This is a genomic window from Marinobacter sp. BSs20148 (assembly GCF_000283275.1).
In the GTDB taxonomy this organism is placed as follows: domain Bacteria; phylum Pseudomonadota; class Gammaproteobacteria; order Pseudomonadales; family Oleiphilaceae; genus Marinobacter; species Marinobacter psychrophilus.
On sequence record NC_018268.1, the window covers coordinates 618588 to 639386 of the forward strand.

The following is a 20799-nucleotide window of genomic DNA, read 5'->3' on the forward strand; positions in this document are numbered from 1 at the left end:
GAGCAAAGGGTCTTTCAGGCCCAGCGGTCTTGTTGAAAAACAAGCGAAACCGGGTCTGTAGCTCAGTTGGTTAGAGCGCACCCCTGATAAGGGTGAGGTCGGTGGTTCAACTCCACCCAGACCCACCAGACTTGCATAGCTTTTGGGGCTATAGCTCAGCTGGGAGAGCGCCTGCCTTGCACGCAGGAGGTCAGCAGTTCGATCCTGCTTAGCTCCACCATTATACAAATGGTCTGAATAACCTGAAAACCCTGAGAACCCTGAGAACCCTGAATGTCCTGACTTCGGTCAGTGTACAGAAAAAAGTATTTCAGTTTAGCGTCCGCTAAGTCTGAAGTTCTTCTTTCTGATCACTGGGTCAGATTTGCTCTTTAACAAATTGGATGAGATAGAACACGAATACTTTTCTCTACGGTCTTTGAGGAAAGTGTTCAAGTGATAACGATTTTTTCAAGCGTTATCCGGTGTTGTCGTTGAAGTGGTTGTTTATAACTTCGAGTGACGGTCTCTAATGTTCCCTGGAACACTCCTGTTCGACTTCGGTTGAGCGGCGGTGGGCTTGTGTCATTGGTGATCAGTTGTCTTGGGGTTATATAGTCAAGCAACTAAGCGCATACGGTGGATGCCTAGGCAGTCAGAGGCGATGAAAGACGTGGAAGCCTGCGATAAGGTTCGGGGAGCTGGCAAACGAGCTGTGATCCGGACATTTCTGAATGGGGAAACCCACCCAGTTTAGGCTGGGTATCTTACACTGAATACATAGGTGTAAGAGGCGAACCGGGAGAACTGAAACATCTAAGTACCCCGAGGAAAAGAAATCAACCGAGATTCCCTAAGTAGCGGCGAGCGAACGGGGACTAGCCCTTAAGCTAGACAACTGGTAGGAGAAGGCTCTGGAAAGTGCCGCCATAGTGGGTGATAGCCCTGTATCCGAAACCTGAGTCTAGTGAAATCGAGTAGGACGGGGCACGAGAAACCTTGTCTGAATATGGGGGGACCATCCTCCAAGGCTAAATACTCCTGACTGACCGATAGTGAACCAGTACCGTGAGGGAAAGGCGAAAAGAACCCCTGTGAGGGGAGTGAAATAGATCCTGAAACCGTATGCGTACAAGCAGTCGGAGCAGACTTGTTCTGTGACGGCGTACCTTTTGTATAATGGGTCAGCGACTTATGTTCAGTGGCGAGGTTAACCGTTTAGGGGAGCCGTAGGGAAACCGAGTCTGAATAGGGCGATTTAGTCGCTGGGCATAGACCCGAAACCGGGCGATCTATCCATGAGCAGGTTGAAGGTTGAGTAACATCAACTGGAGGACCGAACCCACTGTCGTTGAAAAGCCAGGGGATGACTTGTGGATCGGAGTGAAAGGCTAATCAAGCCCGGAGATAGCTGGTTCTCCCCGAAAGCTATTTAGGTAGCGCCTCGGACGAATACCACAGGGGGTAGAGCACTGTTTCGGCTAGGGGGTCATCCCGACTTACCAACCCGATGCAAACTCCGAATACCTGTGAGTACTATCCGGGAGACACACGGCGGGTGCTAACGTCCGTCGTGAAGAGGGAAACAACCCAGACCGCCAGCTAAGGTCCCAAAATTCCAGTTAAGTGGGAAACGATGTGGGAAGGCTCAGACAGCTAGGAGGTTGGCTTAGAAGCAGCCATCCTTTAAAGAAAGCGTAATAGCTCACTAGTCGAGTCGGCCTGCGCGGAAGATGTAACGGGGCTCAAACTGGATACCGAAGCTGCGGCTGCATACTTTGTATGCGGGGTAGGGGAGCGTTCTGTAAGCCTGCGAAGGTGAGTTGAGAAGCTTGCTGGAGGTATCAGAAGTGCGAATGCTGACATGAGTAACGACAATGCGAGTGAAAAACTCGCACGCCGGAAGACCAAGGGTTCCTGCGCAACGCTAATCGGCGCAGGGTGAGTCGGCCCCTAAGGTGAGACCGAAAGGTGTAATCGATGGGAGACGGGTTAATATTCCCGTACCTTGAATCACTGCGATGGAGAGACGGAGAAGGCTAGGTAAGCCGGGCGACGGTCGTCCCGGTTTAAGCGTGTAGGGAGGGGACTTAGGCAAATCCGGGTCCTCAATTCTGAGACGTGATGACGACTGCCCATGTGGCGGGAAGTTATTGATGCCATGCTTCCAGGAAAATCTTCTAAGCTTCAGGTGATTTGAGACCGTACCCCAAACCGACACAGGTGGTCAGGTAGAGAATACCAAGGCGCTTGAGAGAACTCGGGTAAAGGAACTAGGCAAAATGGTGCCGTAACTTCGGGAGAAGGCACGCTGGTGGTATGTGACACCCCTTGCGGGTTGAGCAGAAGCCAGTCGAAGATACCAGGCCCCTGCGACTGTTTATTAAAAACACAGCACTGTGCAAACACGAAAGTGGACGTATACGGTGTGACGCCTGCCCGGTGCCGGAAGGTTAATTGATGGGGTTAGCATTCGTGCGAAGCTCTTGATCGAAGCCCCGGTAAACGGCGGCCGTAACTATAACGGTCCTAAGGTAGCGAAATTCCTTGTCGGGTAAGTTCCGACCTGCACGAATGGCGTAACGATGGGGGCGCTGTCTCTACCCGAGACTCAGTGAAATTGAAATCGCCGTGAAGATGCGGTGTATCCGCGGCTAGACGGAAAGACCCCGTGAACCTTTACTATAGCTTCACAGTGAACTTTGAACATGTTTGTGTAGGATAGCTGGGAGGCATTGAAGCGTGAACGCTAGTTTGCGTGGAGCCAACCTTGAAATACCAGCCTGGCATGTTTGAGGTTCTAACTCTGTCCCCTTATCGGGGATGAGGACACTGTGTGGTGGGTAGTTTGACTGGGGCGGTCTCCTCCTAAAGCGTAACGGAGGAGCACAAAGGTGGGCTAAGTACGGTCGGACATCGTACGGTTAGTGTAATGGCACAAGCCCGCTTGACTGCGAGACAGACACGTCGAGCAGGTACGAAAGTAGGTCATAGTGATCCGGTGGTTCTGTATGGAAGGGCCATCGCTCAACGGATAAAAGGTACTCCGGGGATAACAGGCTGATACCGCCCAAGAGTTCACATCGACGGCGGTGTTTGGCACCTCGATGTCGGCTCATCACATCCTGGGGCTGAAGCCGGTCCCAAGGGTATGGCTGTTCGCCATTTAAAGTGGTACGCGAGCTGGGTTTAGAACGTCGTGAGACAGTTCGGTCCCTATCTGCCGTGGACGTTGGAGATTTGAGGAAAGCTGCTCCTAGTACGAGAGGACCGGAGTGGACGAACCTCTGGTGTTCGGGTTGTCACGCCAGTGGCATTGCCCGGTAGCTATGTTCGGATAGGATAACCGCTGAAAGCATCTAAGCGGGAAGCCCCTTCCAAGATGAGATCTCCCTGGGCCCTAGAGGCCCCTGAAGAGCCGTTCAAGACCAGGACGTTGATAGGTTGGGTGTGTAAGCGCTGCGAGGCGTTGAGCTAACCAATACTAATTGCTCGTGCGGCTTGACTATATAACACCCAAGACAATTGCGGATATCGCAGCGAAAAAATCATTATCACGGCCCTTAAAGCCAACGTTCTATCTCATCCCCCAGTGATCAACCGTTTTGTCTGACGACCATAGCGGCCTGGTACCACCTGATCCCATCTCGAACTCAGAAGTGAAACAGGCCTGCGCCGATGGTAGTGTGGTTCGCCCATGTGAGAGTAGGTCATCGTCAGACTCTTATTGCTAATTGCCCCGATAGCTCATGCCGTCGGGGCTTTTTTTTGCCTGAAATACAGCGGGCGAAGGTCTAATCCGTTCTCGATGGGTCACCGGTTCCAGGCTAAGAGGCATACCAGGGAACAGATTTCAAATCTGTCCCCTGGTGAAATGCGTTCTCGCTTGGTGATTCGCCAATTCTAAGGTCATACGTAAGCTTTAAATTGGTGCGGATTTAGTGTTTAATCCAGCGCTTAGTCATTGACACGGGCGCCCCTGAATGAAAGCCAAGGTATTGATAACTCGTTTGAATGACGGCAAGATCCATTCCGGGCAGTCATTGGCCACCGAGTTCGGCGTTAGTCGCACTGCGATATGGAAAATAATACAGCGAGCGTTGAAAGAGGGTTTTAACATACGAACCGTGCGTGGCCATGGCTATCAGTTAGCAAGCCCTGTGGATTTTCTGGATCAGGAAATCATCGTGAAAAACGTCGAGTCTGCTAGCTCGCGGCCGCTGGCGTTAAGCGTGGTCGATGAAATTGACTCAACAAACGCAGAAGTGATGCGCCTGCTGGCCAGAGGTGAGTGTGCAACGCCTGTGGTCACTGCCGAAACCCAGACCGCCGGCCGTGGTCGTCGCGGTCAGCCCTGGTGTAGTCCGGCGGGCGAGAATATCTATCTGAGTATGGGTTTGTCGTTGTCCGGCGGGTTTTCTGCGGTGGATGGTCTCAGTCTGGTACTGGGCGTGGCAGTGGCAGATGCACTGGAGTGCCTTGGAGCTGCGCCAGTAGGGTTAAAGTGGCCTAACGACATTTTCATTGACGGAGCCAAGGTTGGCGGCATTCTTGTTGAGCTTCAGGGTGAGCTGCAGGACGGCGTTGTACACGCGATTGTGGGTCTCGGTTTGAATGTGCACATGACCGCAGCGCCTGCTATTGAGCAGGCCTGGACCAGTCTCGCGCTTGCGCGACCGCAATTGACTTGGAGCCGTAATACACTCGTAAGTACGCTGATCACGAGTATTGCAGATGCTAGTGACAAATTCCAAAGTGTTGGCTTTGCTGGCTTTCGAAGTTCCTGGCAGTCTCGAGATGTATTCTTTAGTCGTCAGATCATGGCCCGTGATGGCGAACTACAAGGCGTTGGGCAGGGCATCGATCACAGTGGTAACTATGTTCTACGCACAATTGAAGGCGATGTCGCTGTACGTTCTGGTGAAATTAGCTTGCGATTCGCCTCGTGATACTGCTTATTGATTCCGGCAATACTCGCCTGAAATGGCGGCTTGAGCGTCAGAAAAGTGCCGAGGTGCTAGTACAGGGCGTTGGTCTTTTAACCGACGCAGATCCATTGCAGACGCTGTGCTTGCCCAAAGGTTCGCGGGTAATGTCCGTGGCAGTCTCAACCGTTGCCTCCGAGCAGCGCCAGCACAACCTCGTAGCGGCTCTGAAATCGCGGTTTACTGCCCCGGTGACCTGTTACTGGTCCGAGCGTGAGCGCGATGGGTTGGTTAATGGTTATCAGCAACCAGCAAAGATGGGTGCTGACCGTTGGCATGGTATGTACGCCGCCTGGCAGAGGCGTCGGCAAGGCTTTGCGGTCGTCGACGCGGGTAGTGCGGTGACTGTCGATTATGTAGCTGCAGACGGCCACCATTTAGGTGGTTACATACTTCCTGGCTTGCAAATGATGTTGCGTAGCTTGAGCAGCGATGCCGCGCGTATTGATTTTGAGTCAGAGCTCAGCCTAGAAAGCCGGCCGGGGCTGTCGACCAACGAGTGCGTCAATCACGGGTTGGCCTGGTTAAGTGCTGCCTTTTCAGATCGGGTGTTAGCAGACATACAGAGTTATGGCCTGCGCGATCTGGTGCTGACCGGCGGCGATGCCTTAAGACTCCAGCGCCTAGGCTTGCAAGGGGAGATAGAACCGGAACTGGTGCTTGATGGTCTGGCGAAAGTCCATCGCGAGCGGTTTTACGGTTAGTCGAGGAGTGTAAACGCATTAAAGGTTTAAAAAAATCGTGGAAACGTCCGTCAAGGGTGGCAACAGTGTGGTGATTTCGGCTAAGCTACGCCCCTCGTTTTGAGTGAGGCTGTACTCAGTTGTTGAGCCGCCTCTCCGGTCATAACGAATTGCTCTTGGTAAATCCACTTTGTTGCGTTCAATAAGTGCCAAGGTGTTGCAAAACCAAAAGATAATCCGTAATATACCGGCCTCGTTGTTAAGGCGAGTGTGGGCTGGCGTAGCTCAGTTGGTAGAGCAGCTGACTTGTAATCAGCAGGTCGGGGGTTCGATTCCGTCCGCCAGCTCCATTTTAAAGTTTATGCAGGTCCGCGTAGCGGATTTAGCTCGGAGGGGTTCCCGAGTGGCCAAAGGGATCAGACTGTAAATCTGACGCGAAAGCTTCGCAGGTTCGAATCCTGCCCCCTCCACCATTATTGTTCGCGGGCATCGTATAAAGGCTATTACCTCAGCCTTCCAAGCTGATGATGTGGGTTCGATTCCCACTGCCCGCTCCAATTTAGTTCTTGTGCTCATGTAGCTCAGTCGGTAGAGCACATCCTTGGTAAGGATGAGGTCAGCGGTTCGACTCCGCTCATGAGCTCCATTATTTACCGGTCAACGTTACGGTCCTGGTTGATTAGGGAGTTTGTCAGATGTCTAAATCTAAATTCGAACGTAAGAAGCCACACTTGAACGTGGGCACCATTGGTCACGTTGACCATGGTAAGACCACCCTGACAGCTGCCCTGACTCGTGTATGCCACGATGTATGGGGAACGGGCACCGCAAGTGCCTTTGACCAGATCGACAATGCTCCTGAAGAGCGTGCGCGTGGTATTACCATTGCGACGTCTCACGTTGAGTACGATTCCCCGAACCGTCACTACGCACACGTAGATTGCCCGGGCCACGCTGACTATGTGAAAAACATGATCACCGGTGCGGCGCAGATGGACGGTGCTATCCTGGTTTGTTCCGCTGCTGACGGCCCTATGCCGCAGACCCGCGAGCACATCCTGCTGTCACGTCAGGTAGGCGTTCCTTACATCGTCGTGTTCCTGAACAAAGCGGACATGGTTGACGATGAAGAGCTGCTTGAGCTGGTAGAAATGGAAGTTCGAGATCTGCTGGAAATGTACGACTTCCCGGCTGACGACACTCCGATCATCACCGGTTCTGCGTTGATGGCTCTGGAAGGTCGTGATGACAACGAAATGGGCACTACCGCTGTTCGTAAGCTGGTAGAAGCGCTGGATTCGTACATCCCTGAGCCTGAGCGTGCGATTAATCTGCCGTTCCTGATGCCTATTGAAGACGTATTCTCTATCTCTGGCCGTGGTACAGTTGTAACCGGTCGTATAGAGCGCGGTATTGTCAAGATTGGTGAAGAAGTAGAAATCGTTGGTCTCAAAGACACGGTCAAAACGGTTTGCACCGGCGTTGAAATGTTCCGTAAGCTGCTGGACGAAGGTCGTGCAGGCGAGAACGTTGGTGTACTGTTGCGCGGCACCAAGCGTGATGACGTTGAGCGTGGTCAGGTTCTGTGTAAGCCAGGCAGCATGAAGCCGCACACCAAGTTTGAGTGCGAAGTGTATGTACTGAGCAAAAACGAAGGCGGCCGTCATACGCCGTTCTTCAAGGGCTATCGCCCACAGTTCTACTTCCGTACCACCGACGTAACCGGTGCTTGTGAATTGCCAGAAGGCGTAGAAATGGTTATGCCAGGTGATAACGTGAAGATGGAAGTGACTTTGATTGCTCCGATCGCCATGGAAGATGGTCTGCGCTTCGCGATTCGCGAAGGCGGGCGTACTGTAGGCGCCGGTGTTGTCGCCAAGATTCTCGAGTAATACCCGAGTTAGGGTGTTACTGGGGTGAAAGTGCACTGAGTAGTTCCGGTGCAGGCCAGTAGCTCAATTGGCAGAGCAGCGGTCTCCAAAACCGCAGGTTGGGGGTTCGATTCCCTCCTGGCCTGCCATTTTTTAACATCTAAATACATAAGTTGATTCCTATGGAGTCAAGATCTGTTCAGTCAAGCAGCCGCTTAGATGTTGTAAAGTGGCTTGTAGTGTTTTTGCTGGTCACGGTTGGCGTGGTTGGTAATCAGTATTTTGCTGCTGAGTCTTTGCTCTATCGCGTGATTGCATTAGTGGTATTAGCTGCCATTGCTGCTTTTATCGCAGTGCAAACGTCACGCGGTGGCCGCTTTGCGGCGCTTTTGAAAGAGGCGCGTGTTGAAATTCGCAAAGTGGTTTGGCCCACAAGGCCGGAACTCATACAGACAACAGCCATCGTGATTGTGTTTGTTTTAGTTGTGGCTTTGATGTTGTGGATAATGGACTCGCTAATCAGTTTGTTGGTCGCCGGATTTATCGGTTAACGGGAGTGGGTAATGGCTAAGCGCTGGTACGTGGTACATGCGTATTCTGGCTTCGAAAAGCATGTAATGCGCACCCTGAAGGAGCGCATTGCTCTTAACGGACTGGAAGAGCAGTTTGGTGAGATCCTGGTTCCGACCGAGGAAGTCGTCGAAATGCGTGACGGCAAGAAGCGCAAAAGCGAACGCAAATTCTATCCCGGATACGTATTGGTCCAGATGGAACTTGAAGACGCAACATGGCATCTTGTGAAGAATACGCCGCGTGTTCTTGGATTTATTGGCGGTACGAAAGAAAAGCCGGCACCTATTACGGAAAAAGAAGCCGACGCGATTTTACGTCGTCTTGAAAGCGGTGCTGATAAGCCCAAGCCGAAAACTCTGTTTGAGCCAGGCGAAGTTGTTCGTGTCGTTGAAGGTCCTTTTGCGGACTTCAACGGCGTTGTTGAGGAAGTTGATTACGACAAGAGTCGTGTCAAGGTTGCTGTATTGATCTTTGGCCGATCCACTCCGGTTGAACTGGAGTTTGGTCAGGTAGAAAAAGACTGATTTAGCAGCAATAAGATAAAAGCTCGCGCGCCATGGCGTCGCGGGCTTTTTGTGTCTGCAAACGGGGAGCTGAGAGGCGTTTGAACCCATAGGAGAGTTACAATGGCAAAGAAAATTGATGCCTATATCAAGCTACAGGTTGCTGCCGGTAAGGCCAACCCAAGCCCACCCGTTGGCCCGGCTCTGGGTCAGCGCGGCGTAAATATCATGGAATTCTGCAAGGCGTTCAACGCCAGGACGCAGGATATGGAACAGGGTCTTCCTATTCCTACCGTGATCACTGTATACAGCGATCGCAGCTTTACGTTCATCACTAAAACTCCGCCCGCGCCGGTACTGCTGCTCAAAGCGGCAGGCGTGAAAAGCGGTTCTGGTCGCCCGAACACCGATAAAGTTGGCAAAGTAACTCGCGAACAGCTCGAAGAAATCGCGAAGATGAAAGAGCCGGACCTGACAGCCGCCACTATGGATGCTGCGATTCGGACCATTGCAGGTACAGCCCGCAGTATGGGCCTGACCGTGGAGGGCCTGTAACATGGCAAAGCCAAGCAAGCGTCAAACGTTGATTCACGAAAAAATAGAAGCTGGCCGTGCATACTCTATGGAAGATGCGGTCGCCCTTTTGGTTGAGTTGGGTCAGCACGTTAAGTTCAAAGAATCTGTAGACGTTGCCGTAAATCTGGGTGTAGATGCGCGTAAATCCGACCAGGTCGTCCGTAGCAGTACGGTTCTGCCGCACGGTACCGGTAAAACAGTTCGCGTTGCTGTGTTCACCCAGGGCGCTAACGTTGAGAAAGCCAAAGAAGCCGGCGCCGACATTGTCGGTATGGATGATTTGGCCGATGAAATTAAAAAAGGCAACATGGATTTTGACGTGGTTATTGCCAGTCCTGACGCTATGCGCGTCGTGGGCCAGCTGGGTCAGATCCTGGGTCCCCGTGGCCTTATGCCAAACCCAAAGGTAGGTACTGTGACCCCCGATGTAGCTACAGCGGTTAAAAACGCTAAAGCAGGTCAGGTTCGTTACCGCACAGACAAAAACGGTATTATCCATTCTCCACTGGGTAATGTTGAGTTTTCTGCGAAGAACATTCAGGAAAACCTGGAAGCTCTGATTGCAGATTTGAAAAAGGCTAAGCCTTCATCGTCCAAAGGCGTGTATCTGAAGAAGATCACACTGTCTTCGACCATGGGGCCTGGCCTGACTATTGATCAGAGCGCTCTGGATATCTAGGCGTCTGATCGGTAGTTGCTTTGTAGTCTGGGCGGAAGCCAAGGCTGTCAAAGACCGCAGGCCCCCGAAGCTGCTTTTATGAAAGCGTCACAGGGGTTAAAGCAATACCTGCGCAGACGGTGTGAAGACGTTCTCTGAACCCAAACACCGTTAGGAGCCCGTAGAGAGTGGATCGCAATCACTACAGAAAGTAGGCAGGTTGGGAAGAAGCTTTCGAGGGCATAGATGGGTTTGCCGGGATTTTCCCGGCGAAATCGAGGAGAAATCCAGTGGCAATTAGACTCGAAGACAAGAAAGCGATCGTCGCTGAAGTCAACGAAACTGCCGGTGGTGCTCTGTCTGTTGTTCTGGCTGACTACCGTGGTGTCACCTCCGGTGATATGACGGCTCTGCGTGCAAAAGCTCGTGCTGAAAATGTGCATCTGCAGGTTGTTCGTAACAATCTGGCTAAGATTGCCATTCGCGGCACCGAGTTTGAGTGCATCGGCGAGGCCCTGGTCGGCCCGACCATTCTGGCTTTTTCAATGGAAGATCCAGGCGCCGCTGCGCGTCTGTTGAAAGATTTTGCCAAAGAAAAAGAAGCGTTCGAAATTAAAGGTCTTGCCGTTGGCGGAATCTTTATGGGCGCAGACCAGATTGACCGCCTTGCAAAGCTACCAACGCGTCACGAAGCGTTGACTATGCTGGCAGCGGTTACACAGGCACCAATCACCAAACTTGTACGTACTTTGATCGAAGTTCCAACCAAAGTAACTCGTGCAGTAGCGGCAGTTCGCGACCAGAAGCAAGAAGCTGCTTGATTCTGTTGAACACCATTTTATTATTTTTCGGAGAAAGTCATGGCTCTGTCCCACGAAGAGATTTTGAACGCAATTGCTGAAATGAGCGTAATGGATGTAGTTGCTCTGGTTGAAGCAATGGAAGAAAAATTCGGCGTTTCTGCTGCCGCCGCTGTTGCTGCTGCACCTGCTGCCGCTGCTGCTGAAGTTGTTGAAGAGCAGACCGAGTTCGACGTAGTACTGACCGGAATCGGCGAAAAGAAAGTTAACGTTATCAAAGCCGTTCGCGAGCTGACAGGCCTGGGCCTGAAAGAAGCGAAGGAAATGGTTGACGGCGCTCCTTCTACAATTAAGGAAGGCGCTAGCAAAGCCGAAGCCGAAGAAGCCAAGAAAAAGCTTGAGGATGCAGGCGCCTCTGTTGAGCTTAAGTAGTAGTCGGTTTCTGATCGGCGCCATGCATTAGCATGGTTAGGCTGGTGGCTTGTGAGCCACCGGCCTTTTTCTGTTGTATATGCTATAGAGTCTGAAAGTGGTTTTTGGTCGATTTTGAGCCATTCGGCCGTAATCAGGCTCACGTTCAAGACGGCGCGATATGCCGAGCAAATTCGGCCCCGAAGCAGAACAATGGTTGCTTCTTGATATCAGGTATCAGATTTAACGCTGGGGAATGCAGATGAGTTACTCCTACACTGAAAAAAAGCGGATCCGCAAAGACTTTAGTAAGTTGCCGTCCGTGATGGAAGTCCCCTATTTGCTGTCTATTCAGCTGGACTCGTTCCGAGACTTCCTTCAAAGCGAATCTGCTGCTGAAGATCGTCGGGAAACCGGTCTTCATGCGGCCTTCAAATCCGTATTCCCGATTGCCAGTTACTCTGGTAATGCCGCGCTTGAATACGTGAGTTACCGTATAGGTGAGCCGGTTTTTGACGTCAAAGAATGTCAGCTTCGGGGCGTCACCTATGCTGCGCCTTTGCGCGTAAAAGTTCGCCTGATTATTTATGACCGTGAATCGTCCAACAAGGCGATCAAGGACATCAAGGAACAGGAAGTCTACATGGGCGAAATGCCCCTGATGACTGAAAACGGTACCTTCGTTATCAATGGTACCGAGCGTGTTATCGTTTCCCAGTTGCATCGTTCACCTGGTGTATTCTTTGATCACGATAAGGGTAAGACCCACTCCTCCGGCAAGCTGTTGTATTCAGCCCGGGTGATTCCTTATCGTGGCTCCTGGTTGGACTTTGAGTTTGACCCGAAAGATGCCGTATTTGTGCGCATCGATCGTCGCCGCAAATTGCCGGCGACCATCCTGCTGCGCTCGTTGGGTTACACCTCCGAGCAAATGCTGGCAATGTTCTTCGAAACTTCGAAGTTCCACATTGGCGCAGAAACGTGCAAGCTCGAACTGGTTCCAAGCCGTCTTCGTGGCGATATCGCAACTTTCGATATCAAGGATAATGACGGTAATGTGATTGCTGAAGAAGGCCGCCGTATTACCGCGCGCCATATTAAGCAGCTTGAAAAAGCCAATATCTCTGTGCTGGAAGTGCCGACCGAATATCTGTATGGCCGAGTTTTGGCCAAAGACATGATCGACACCAAAACCGGGGAAATGCTGGTTGAGTGTAATTCGGAGCTGACCGCAGAGCTGATCACCACCATTCTGGACGCCGGCGTTACGGATATTGAAACGCTGTACACCAACGATCTGGATTGTGGTCCGTTCATGTCGGACACTTTGCGCAACGATCCTAGCCGCACACCGCTGGAAGCATTGGTAGAGATTTACCGGATGATGCGCCCCGGAGAGCCGCCCACGAAAGAGTCGGCGGAAAATCTGTTCAATAATTTGTTCTTCTCTGAAGAGCGTTACGACCTGTCTGCAGTCGGTCGTATGAAGTTGAACCGTCGTTTGCGCCGCGATGAAAGCACCGGTGAGAGCATTCTGACCCACGCCGATATTATCGACGTGCTGAAGACGCTGATTGACATCCGTAACGGTCAAGGCCAAGTAGACGACATCGATAACCTAGGCAACCGCCGTGTGCGTTGTGTCGGCGAGATGGCCGAAAATCAGTTCCGCGTTGGTTTGGTACGTGTAGAGCGCGCCGTGCGTGAGCGTCTGAGCCTGGCAGAAAGTGAAGGCCTGATGCCTCAGGATCTGATAAATGCCAAGCCAGTAGCGGCGGCGGTGAAGGAGTTCTTTGGCTCCAGCCAGCTGTCCCAGTTTATGGATCAGAACAACCCGCTGTCAGAAGTGACTCACAAGCGCCGCATTTCTGCGCTTGGGCCAGGCGGTCTGACCCGTGAGCGCGCAGGCTTTGAGGTTCGCGACGTACACCCGACCCATTACGGCCGCGTGTGTCCGATCGAGACACCGGAAGGCCCAAACATCGGCCTGATCAATTCTTTGGCGACTTTTGCCCGTGCCAACTCGTACGGCTTTTTAGAAAGCCCGTACCGGAAAGTATCCGATGGCTTGGTCACCGACGAACTGGTGTATCTGTCTGCTATTGAAGAAAGCAACTACGTTATCGCCCAGGCTAGTGCAGAGATGGACGACGGCAATCGTCTGGTTGAGGAGTTGGTGACCGTTCGTCACCAAAACGAAACCACGGTTATGCCACCGGAAGCGGTTAACTTTATGGACGTGTCACCGCGTCAGGTTGTTTCCGTAGCCGCGTCGCTGATTCCGTTCCTCGAACACGATGATGCTAACCGCGCTCTGATGGGTGCGAACATGCAGCGCCAAGCCGTACCTACGTTACGTGCACAGGTGCCTTTAGTGGGCACCGGTGTTGAACGTATCGTGGCTCAGGATTCTGGCGTGTGCGTAACTGCTCGTCGTGGCGGCGAAATTGAAAGCGTAGACGCCGCACGAATCGTAGTGCGGGTAAACAACGAAGAGACCGAAGCTGGTGACGCTGGTGTGGATATCTATAACCTCACCAAATACACCCGCTCGAACCAGAACACCTGTATTAACCAGCGCTCGATTGTGCGCCAGGGCGATGTCATTGCTCGTGGTGACATACTTGCCGACGGTCCATCGGTAGATCTTGGTGAGTTGGCGTTGGGTCAGAACATGCGTATCGCGTTCATGCCCTGGAACGGTTACAACTTTGAGGATTCCATCCTTATCTCTGAAAAAGTGGTGCAGGAAGATCGCCTGACCACGATCCATATTCAGGAACTGACCTGTGTGGCAAGGGATACCAAGTTGGGTAGCGAAGAAATTACGGCTGACATCCCGAACGTGGGTGAGAGCGCGCTGTCCAAGCTGGATGAGTCCGGTATTGTCTATATTGGCGCGGAAGTTAGCGCCGGAGATATTCTGGTCGGTAAGGTAACACCGAAAGGTGAAACCCAGTTGACGCCGGAGGAAAAGCTCCTAAGAGCTATCTTCGGTGAGAAGGCGTCCGATGTAAAAGACACCTCCTCCCGCGTGCCGACAGGCACCCGTGGTACGATTATCGATGTTCAGGTATTCACCCGTGACGGCATCGAAAAGGACCAGCGAGCGCAAGTGATTGAAAAGCAGCAGCTGGACAAGTACCGCAAAGATTTGAAGGACGAGTATCGCATTGTTGAAGGTGCCACCTACGAGCGCTTACTGAACGCCCTTGAGGGCCAGGAAGTGATCAGCAGCCCAGGCCTGAAAAAAGGTAGCAAGCTGGAAGCAGATTATCTGTTGAATCTGCCGCGTCCGGAATGGTTCAAATTACGCATGAAAGGCGACGATTTGAATGAGTTGCTGGAGAAATCCGAGCAGGGCCTGGAAGAGCGCAAGAAAGATCACGAAGCGCGTTTTGACGACAAGAAAGGTAAGTTGCAGCAGGGCGATGATCTGGCGCCAGGCGTTCAGAAAATCGTCAAGGTGTACCTGGCTATCAAGCGCAGCATCCAGCCAGGTGACAAGATGGCGGGTCGTCACGGTAACAAGGGTGTAATTTCGGCGGTCAAGCCGATTGAAGATATGCCGTACGACGAGTTCGGCAACACTGTTGATATCGTTCTGAACCCTCTGGGTGTGCCTTCGCGTATGAACGTAGGGCAGGTTCTGGAAACCCACTTGGGTGCCGCAGCCAAAGGTCTAGGCGAGCGTATCAGTCGTATGCTGGACGAGCAGCGCAAGGTTGCTGAGCTTCGTAAACTGCTGGATGAGATTTACAACCATTCAGCCGAAGTAACACAGGTAGATCTGGATTCCTTGAACGATCGGGAAATCCTCGACTTGTGTAACAACCTTCGCGGTGGTGTGCCAATGGCTACGCCGGTGTTTGACGGCGCTCAAGAAGCTGAAGTCAAACACATGCTTGAGCTGGCCGGCCTTAGCACAACCGGTCAGACCCGCTTGTTCGATGGTCGTACCGGTGATGCCTTCGATCGTCCGATCACAGTAGGGTATATGTATATCCTCAAGTTGAACCACTTGATCGATGATAAAATGCACGCTCGTTCCACTGGTTCGTACAGTCTGGTTACCCAGCAGCCGCTGGGTGGTAAGGCACAGTTCGGTGGTCAGCGCTTTGGCGAGATGGAAGTGTGGGCTCTGGAAGCCTACGGTGCAGCGTATACACTGCAGGAAATGCTTACCGTCAAGTCTGATGATGTAAACGGTCGGACCAGAATGTACAAGAACATTGTTGATGGCGATCATCGTATGGAACCGGGCATGCCCGAATCCTTCAACGTTCTTGTCAAAGAAATTCGCTCGTTGGGTATCGACATCGAGCTGGAATCCGATTGAGCCGAATTGTTTTTGGCAGCGTGAGCGGGCACCAGCGGTGCCCGCCCGAGATTAACGCCATCCGGAGCTTTTACTGATGAAAGATTTATTGAATCTTCTGAAGAGCCAGAATCAGAGCAAGGAATTTGATGCCATCCGTATTGGTCTGGCATCACCTGACATGATCCGTTCCTGGTCCTTTGGTGAAGTGAAAAAGCCTGAAACGATCAACTACCGTACGTTCAAGCCAGAGCGTGACGGTTTGTTCTGTGCCAAGATTTTTGGCCCGATCAAAGACTATGAGTGCCTGTGCGGAAAGTACAAGCGCTTGAAGCACCGCGGTGTTATTTGCGAAAAGTGTGGCGTGGAAGTGGCTCTGGCCAGTGTCCGCCGCGATCGCATGGGTCACATTGAGCTGGCCAGCCCGGTAGCTCACATCTGGTTTCTTAAGTCGCTGCCGTCACGCATTGGTTTGATGCTGGACATGACTTTGCGCGATATAGAGCGGGTGTTGTATTTCGAATCCTTCATTGTGATCGAGCCAGGCATGACCACGCTGGAGCGCGGTCAGTTACTGAACGACGAGCAGTATTTCGAAGCTCTGGAAGAGTTTGGTGATGAATTCGACGCTCGCATGGGCGCCGAGGCGATCAAAGAACTTCTGCAAGCCATTGACTTGCAAGAAGAAGTTGATCGTCTGCGTGAAGAAATTCCGCAGACCAACTCGGAAACCAAGATCAAGAAATTCAGCAAGCGTCTGAAAATTCTTGAGGCGTTTCTGTTCTCCGGCAACAAGCCGGGCGACATGGTGATGACCGTTCTGCCGGTTCTTCCGCCAGATCTGCGCCCCTTGGTACCGTTGGATGGTGGTCGCTTTGCGACCTCTGACCTGAACGATCTGTACCGTCGGGTGATCAACCGTAACAATCGTCTGAAACGCCTGTTGGAGCTGAACGCTCCCGACATTATTGTGCGTAACGAAAAACGCATGTTGCAGGAAGCGGTTGACGCGTTGCTGGACAACGGACGCCGTGGTCGGGCCATTACTGGCACTAACAAGCGTCCACTGAAATCTCTTGCCGATATGATCAAAGGCAAGCAAGGTCGTTTCCGTCAGAACTTGCTGGGTAAGCGAGTCGACTACTCGGGCCGTTCGGTCATCGTAGTCGGCCCGTACCTGCGCCTGCACCAGTGCGGTTTGCCGAAGAAGATGGCGCTGGAGTTGTTTAAGCCGTTTATCTTTTCCAAACTTGAGCATCGCGGCCTGGCCACCACCATCAAAGCGGCCAAGAAAATGGTCGAGCGCGAAGAGGGTGTGGTTTGGGATATTCTGGACGAAGTCATCCGGGAACACCCGATCATGCTGAACCGTGCGCCTACGCTGCACCGTTTAGGTATTCAGGCGTTCGAACCGGTACTGATTGAAGGTAAGGCTATCCAGCTGCATCCGCTGGTGTGTGCTGCCTACAACGCCGACTTCGACGGGGACCAGATGGCGGTACACGTACCGTTGACTATCGAGGCCCAGCTGGAAGCGCGGGCGTTGATGATGTCCACCAATAACGTGCTGTCACCGGCAAACGGCGAGCCTATCATTGTGCCGTCGCAAGACGTGGTACTGGGTTTGTACTACATGACCCGCGAGCGCAAAAATGCGCTGGGACAGGGCATGGTGTTTGCCGATGTTAAAGAAGTACACCGCGCTTACGGTGCTGGCAAAGTACACTTGCAAGCCACAGTTAAAGTCCGGGTAAGGGAAGTGGCGATCGCCGAAGACGGCAGCCGTAGCGAGAGTTATAACATCGTGGAAACCACGGTGGGTCGCGCGCTGTTGTTTGACATTGTGCCTGACGGCCTGTCTTACAGCTTGATCAACAAGCCGATGGTCAAAAAAGCAATCTCTAACCTGATCAACATCTGCTACCGCGATGCGGGTCTGAAAGAAACGGTTATTTTTGCTGACCAGCTGATGTACACCGGTTATCAGTACGCCACCGTATCTGGCATTTCGATTGGCTTTAATGACTTCGAAATTCCGCCAGAGAAGTACCAACTGGTCGATGCTGCGACACAGGAAGTAAAAGATATTGAAAACCAGTACGCGTCCGGTCTGCTGACTCAGGGCGAAAAGTACAACAAGGTTATCGACATCTGGTCACGCGCCAACGACAAGGTCTCTAAGGCCATGATGGAGCGCTTGGCCAAAGAAGCGGTTATGGGGCCTGATGGCAATCCGTTGATGGATGAGAACGGTGAGCCGGTTATGCAGGAGTCTTTCAACTCCGTGTACATGATGGCCGATTCCGGCGCCCGGGGTTCCGCGGCGCAGATTCGTCAGCTTGCAGGCATGCGTGGTTTGATGGCCAAGCCAGATGGCTCGATCATCGAAACGCCGATAACCGCTAACTTCCGTGAAGGTCTTAACGTACTGCAGTACTTTATTTCCACCCACGGTGCTCGTAAGGGCTTGGCAGATACCGCTCTGAAGACCGCAAACTCCGGTTATCTGACCCGTCGCCTGGTGGATGTGTCTCAGGATCTGGTGGTTACCGAAGTAGATTGTGGAACCACCGAAGGTCTGTTGATGATACCGCACATCGAAGGCGGTGACGTTGTTGTGCCTTTGGGTGCGCGGGTACTGGGCCGGGTAACGGCACGTGATGCGTTTACTCCGACCGACAAAGACAACGCCATTATCATGGCCGGTACTTTGTTGGACGAAAAAGCCATCGAGGCGATTGAAGGCGCTGGTGTCGACGAAGTATGGGTGCGCTCTGCGATTACCTGTAATACCCGACACGGTATCTGCTCCAAGTGCTACGGACGTGATCTGGCTCGTGGCCATCAGGTTAACGTGGGTGAAGCTGTTGGCGTTATTGCAGCCCAGTCTATTGGTGAGCCGGGTACCCAGCTGACCATGCGTACGTTCCACATTGGTGGTGCGGCAAGCCGGGCTTCTGCGGTAGACAATATTCAGGTCAAGCACGGTGGTACTGTTCGCCTGCACAACTTGAAGTCGTTGGAAAAGAGCAACGGTTCGCTGGTGGTTATCTCTCGCTCCTCGGCGTTGGCGATTGCCGACGAACAGGGCCGTGAGCGCGAGTGGTACAAACTGCCTTACGGTGCCGTGCTGTCGGTGAAAACCGGCGACGTGATTGAAGCTGGCGTAGTCGTGGCGAAATGGGATCCACACACTCACCCGATCATCGCCGAGGCCGAAGGTACGGCCAAGTTCGTCAACATGGACCAGGGTATTACCGTGCGCACCCAGACTGACGATCTTACCGGCCTGTCGACGATGGAAGTTATCGACCCGAAAGAGCGCCCGGCCGCTGGTAAGGACATTCGTCCCGCTATCCAGATGTTGGATGAGGCCGGCAACGATGTTGATCTGCCGACCGGAGGCGCGGCGATTTTCTTCCTGCCTGCCAATGCGTTGGTGACGATGGCGAACAGTGCGCGCATCGAGCTGGGTGACGTGGTTGCACGTATTCCTCAGGAAAGCTCGAAGACCCGTGACATCACCGGTGGTCTGCCGCGGGTTGCCGATCTGTTTGAGGCTCGTCGCCCGAAAGAGTCGTCGATTCTTGCGGAAGTCAGCGGTACCGTGTCTTTTGGCAAAGAAACCAAAGGCAAGAAGCGCCTGGTAATCACTCCGCGTGACGCCGATGTTTATGAAGTGCTGATTCCTAAGCATCGTCAGATGAACGTGTTTGAAGGCGAAACGGTCGAAAAAGGCGAGGTAATCTCGGACGGTCCGTCGAACCCGCACGATATTCTGCGTTTGTTGGGTGTGGTTGAGTTGGCAAGGTACATTACCAACGAAATCCAAGACGTTTACCGTCTGCAGGGCGTGGTCATCAACGACAAGCACATTGAAGTTATTGTGCGTCAGATGCTGCGCAAAGTTGAAATCACCGATCCGGGCGACACCCAGATGATTTCCGGCGATTCTGTCGAAATCAACCGGGTACTGGAAGCCAACGAAGCGGCGAATGTCGCTGACAAAGAGCCGGCACGGTTCGAACGTCTGTTGTTGGGTATTACCAAAGCGTCGCTGGCAACCGAATCGTTTATTTCTGCGGCTTCGTTCCAGGAAACCACACGGGTGCTCACTGAAGGTGCGGTCACTGGCAAGCGTGACTACCTGCGTGGCCTGAAAGAAAACGTGGTGGTTGGTCGACTGATACCTGCGGGTACCGGTCTGGCGTATCACGCGGCACGTCGTCGCAAGCGCGAACTGGAACAGCAGGGCGTGACTGCGGCCGATGTTGAAGAAGCACTGAGCGCCGAACTCAACCGCGAAGGATGAGTCAAACGGCGGCCACCTAGGGGTAGTTACTCACACCTGGGTGGTTAAAAAGAGAACAGTCATCTTGACTGTCCGGGGGCGCGGGCTTAAACTTGCGTCCCCTAATTTTACCCCCTTCATTGGGGGTAGGTTTCATTTATACGGTTTTTGGAGTTTGCTTACATGGCAACGATTAATCAGTTGGTGCGTAGGCCTCGTAAACGCAAGGCGGCCAAGAGCGATGTTCCTGCTCTTCAGGCATGTCCTCAGCGCCGTGGTGTGTGCACTCGTGTATACACCACAACGCCAAAGAAGCCGAACTCAGCACTGCGTAAAGTGTGTCGTGTTCGTCTTACTAATGGCTTCGAGGTTTCCTCTTACATTGGTGGTGAAGGTCACAACCTTCAGGAGCACAGTGTTGTGCTAATCCGGGGTGGTCGAGTAAAAGATCTTCCAGGTGTGCGTTATCACACTGTTCGCGGAACACTGGACACCCAGGGTGTACAGAACCGTAAGCAGGGTCGCTCCAAGTACGGTACAAAACGACCCAAATCCTGATCTTAGATCGGGTGTCTTTTATCGTTGCTTGTTAGAACGATGAGAGTAAGGCTGAGTAGCTGATGCTATCTCAGGGGTTCCTGAAGACCTTTTGACATTAAGGGCTTATCGATGCCTAGAAGAAGAATTGCAGCAAAGCGGGATATCATCCCAGATCCCAAGTTCGGCAGTGCACGTCTTGCCAAATTCATCAACCACGTGATGGAAAGCGGTAAAAAAGGCGTAGCAGAGCGTATTGTTTATGGCGCGCTTACGATTGTTGCCGAAAAATCCAAAGAAGAGCCGATCGACATGTTCGAAAAGGCCCTGGAGAACATTCAGCCGATGGTAGAGGTTAAGTCCCGTCGTGTGGGTGGTGCTACCTACCAGGTGCCGGTTGAAGTACGGCCTTCCCGTCAGCACGCGCTGGCTATGCGTTGGCTCGTTGACTTTTCACGAAAGCGCGGTGAGAAATCCATGGCGCAGCGCCTGGCCGGGGAAATCCTCGACGCTGTAGAAAGTAAGGGTGCCGCCGTCAAGAAGCGGGAAGATGTTCATCGCATGGCAGAAGCCAACAAGGCGTTTTCTCACTTCCGTTTCTAAACAGCCGAGGT

General features: G+C 52.7%; 13 protein-coding genes, 7 tRNA genes and 2 rRNA genes. All 22 read left to right on the forward strand.

Annotated features, from left to right (window positions below):
* Window positions 1–51: 51 nt before the first annotated feature.
* The 22 genes from MRBBS_RS02745 (at window position 52) to rpsG (ending at window position 20788) form a co-directional block, all read left to right on the forward strand.
* A tRNA-Ile gene (locus MRBBS_RS02745) sits at window positions 52–128 on the forward strand.
* Between the two features lie 16 nt (window positions 129–144).
* Window positions 145–220: transfer RNA gene (locus MRBBS_RS02750), tRNA-Ala, on the forward strand.
* 375 nt (window positions 221–595) lie between these two features.
* Window positions 596–3488 (forward strand): 23S ribosomal RNA (locus MRBBS_RS02755).
* 99 nt (window positions 3489–3587) lie between these two features.
* Window positions 3588–3701: ribosomal RNA gene (gene rrf, locus MRBBS_RS02760) — 5S ribosomal RNA — on the forward strand.
* A gap of 261 nt (window positions 3702–3962) precedes the next feature.
* Window positions 3963–4928 (forward strand): biotin--[acetyl-CoA-carboxylase] ligase, encoded by a 966-nt coding sequence (locus MRBBS_RS02765; RefSeq protein ID WP_014869909.1) that lies wholly within the window; start codon window positions 3963–3965, stop codon window positions 4926–4928.
* On the forward strand, window positions 4925–5668 hold the full coding sequence (locus MRBBS_RS02770; protein ID WP_014869910.1) for a type III pantothenate kinase: 744 nt from the start codon (window positions 4925–4927) through the stop codon (window positions 5666–5668). Before MRBBS_RS02765 ends, MRBBS_RS02770 begins: the two co-directional genes overlap by 4 nt.
* 253 nt (window positions 5669–5921) lie before the next feature.
* Window positions 5922–5997, forward strand: a tRNA-Thr gene (locus MRBBS_RS02775).
* Between the two features lie 39 nt (window positions 5998–6036).
* A tRNA-Tyr gene (locus MRBBS_RS02780) sits at window positions 6037–6120 on the forward strand.
* Between the two features lie 9 nt (window positions 6121–6129).
* Window positions 6130–6204 (forward strand) — tRNA-Gly (locus tag MRBBS_RS02785).
* A 13-nt stretch (window positions 6205–6217) separates the two neighbouring features.
* Window positions 6218–6293: transfer RNA gene (locus MRBBS_RS02790), tRNA-Thr, on the forward strand.
* A 49-nt stretch (window positions 6294–6342) separates the two neighbouring features.
* A complete protein-coding gene (gene tuf / locus MRBBS_RS02795) occupies window positions 6343–7539 on the forward strand; it encodes an elongation factor Tu (RefSeq protein ID WP_014869911.1) in 1197 nt (398 codons plus the stop codon).
* A 52-nt stretch (window positions 7540–7591) separates the two neighbouring features.
* Window positions 7592–7667, forward strand: a tRNA-Trp gene (locus MRBBS_RS02800).
* Window positions 7668–7700: 33 nt separating this feature from the next.
* Window positions 7701–8069: a preprotein translocase subunit SecE gene (gene secE / locus MRBBS_RS02805; RefSeq protein WP_041635046.1), complete on the forward strand. Its 369-nt coding sequence runs from the start codon at window positions 7701–7703 to the stop codon at window positions 8067–8069.
* Between the two features lie 12 nt (window positions 8070–8081).
* Window positions 8082–8615, forward strand: a complete 534-nt coding sequence (gene nusG / locus MRBBS_RS02810; protein ID WP_014869913.1) for a transcription termination/antitermination protein NusG — start codon at window positions 8082–8084, stop codon at window positions 8613–8615.
* Window positions 8616–8717: 102 nt separating this feature from the next.
* On the forward strand, window positions 8718–9149 hold the full coding sequence (rplK, locus tag MRBBS_RS02815; protein WP_014869914.1) for a 50S ribosomal protein L11: 432 nt from the start codon (window positions 8718–8720) through the stop codon (window positions 9147–9149).
* 1 nt (window position 9150) lies between these two features.
* Window positions 9151–9849, forward strand: a complete 699-nt coding sequence (gene rplA, locus MRBBS_RS02820) for a 50S ribosomal protein L1 (RefSeq protein ID WP_014869915.1) — start codon at window positions 9151–9153, stop codon at window positions 9847–9849.
* Window positions 9850–10118: 269 nt separating this feature from the next.
* Window positions 10119–10649, forward strand: coding sequence for a 50S ribosomal protein L10 (gene rplJ, locus MRBBS_RS02825; RefSeq protein ID WP_014869916.1), 531 nt, complete (start codon window positions 10119–10121; stop codon window positions 10647–10649).
* A 39-nt stretch (window positions 10650–10688) separates the two neighbouring features.
* The gene (gene rplL / locus MRBBS_RS02830) at window positions 10689–11060 is read left to right on the forward strand and encodes a 50S ribosomal protein L7/L12 (RefSeq protein ID WP_014869917.1); all 372 of its coding nucleotides are present in this window, start codon (window positions 10689–10691) and stop codon (window positions 11058–11060) included.
* Window positions 11061–11301: 241 nt separating this feature from the next.
* A complete protein-coding gene (rpoB, locus tag MRBBS_RS02835) occupies window positions 11302–15378 on the forward strand; it encodes a DNA-directed RNA polymerase subunit beta (RefSeq protein ID WP_014869918.1) in 4077 nt (1358 codons plus the stop codon).
* Between the two features lie 76 nt (window positions 15379–15454).
* Window positions 15455–19669 (forward strand): DNA-directed RNA polymerase subunit beta', encoded by a 4215-nt coding sequence (gene rpoC / locus MRBBS_RS02840; protein ID WP_014869919.1) that lies wholly within the window; start codon window positions 15455–15457, stop codon window positions 19667–19669.
* Window positions 19670–19831: 162 nt separating this feature from the next.
* Window positions 19832–20206, forward strand: coding sequence for a 30S ribosomal protein S12 (gene rpsL / locus MRBBS_RS18805; RefSeq protein ID WP_083846984.1), 375 nt, complete (start codon window positions 19832–19834; stop codon window positions 20204–20206).
* A 111-nt stretch (window positions 20207–20317) separates the two neighbouring features.
* Window positions 20318–20788 (forward strand): 30S ribosomal protein S7, encoded by a 471-nt coding sequence (gene rpsG, locus MRBBS_RS02845; protein WP_014869920.1) that lies wholly within the window; start codon window positions 20318–20320, stop codon window positions 20786–20788.
* Window positions 20789–20799 lie beyond the last annotated feature (11 nt).

What these genes read in the sequence shown, in the direction of transcription:
- MRBBS_RS02765 (WP_014869909.1), top strand. Translation starts at nt 3,963, where the DNA reads ATGAAAGCCAAGGTATTGATAACTCGTTTGAATGACGGCAAGATCCAT.
- tuf (WP_014869911.1), top strand. Translation starts at nt 6,343, where the DNA reads ATGTCTAAATCTAAATTCGAACGTAAGAAGCCACACTTGAACGTGGGC.
- secE (WP_041635046.1), top strand. Translation starts at nt 7,701, where the DNA reads ATGGAGTCAAGATCTGTTCAGTCAAGCAGCCGCTTAGATGTTGTAAAG.
- nusG (WP_014869913.1), top strand. Translation starts at nt 8,082, where the DNA reads ATGGCTAAGCGCTGGTACGTGGTACATGCGTATTCTGGCTTCGAAAAG.
- rplK (WP_014869914.1), top strand. Translation starts at nt 8,718, where the DNA reads ATGGCAAAGAAAATTGATGCCTATATCAAGCTACAGGTTGCTGCCGGT.
- rplA (WP_014869915.1), top strand. Translation starts at nt 9,151, where the DNA reads ATGGCAAAGCCAAGCAAGCGTCAAACGTTGATTCACGAAAAAATAGAA.
- rplL (WP_014869917.1), top strand. Translation starts at nt 10,689, where the DNA reads ATGGCTCTGTCCCACGAAGAGATTTTGAACGCAATTGCTGAAATGAGC.
- rpoB (WP_014869918.1), top strand. Translation starts at nt 11,302, where the DNA reads ATGAGTTACTCCTACACTGAAAAAAAGCGGATCCGCAAAGACTTTAGT.
- rpoC (WP_014869919.1), top strand. Translation starts at nt 15,455, where the DNA reads ATGAAAGATTTATTGAATCTTCTGAAGAGCCAGAATCAGAGCAAGGAA.
- rpsL (WP_083846984.1), top strand. Translation starts at nt 19,832, where the DNA reads ATGGCAACGATTAATCAGTTGGTGCGTAGGCCTCGTAAACGCAAGGCG.
- rpsG (WP_014869920.1), top strand. Translation starts at nt 20,318, where the DNA reads ATGCCTAGAAGAAGAATTGCAGCAAAGCGGGATATCATCCCAGATCCC.